Origin of the sequence: Psychrobacter sp. TB20-MNA-CIBAN-0197, from assembly GCF_040309765.1 — a bacterium.
Classification (GTDB): Bacteria; Pseudomonadota; Gammaproteobacteria; order Pseudomonadales; family Moraxellaceae; genus Psychrobacter; species Psychrobacter submarinus.
Map to the genome: position 1 here is coordinate 1 of NZ_JBEOPC010001188.1, position 246 is coordinate 246.

The window sequence follows — 246 nt, forward strand, 5'->3', positions numbered from 1 at the left end:
GTGTCCAGTCAATATAAGGCAGCAGGTTGGTGATAGGGTAGTCGTCAAATATTACTTGTCCTAACTTATTAGGGACAGGCGGCGTATAGTTTTCCCAGTCATATTGAAAGCCAATCTTAACCGACTCAGCGTACGATATCTTAGCGGCTTTGGGCTGGCGCTTGGCCAGACGCTCACGCACTTTAATGTATTCGGCGCGAGTATCATCAATTAACTGTACACGGTTCTCTTTAGAGAGCAGCTTGG

General features: G+C 46.7%; 1 pseudogene. It reads right to left on the bottom strand.

Annotation, left to right across the window (positions count from 1 at the left end):
- Nucleotides 1-246 (bottom strand): annotated as a pseudogene (locus AAEY83_RS17700) (vitamin B12 dependent-methionine synthase activation domain-containing protein); the annotation flags it as partial.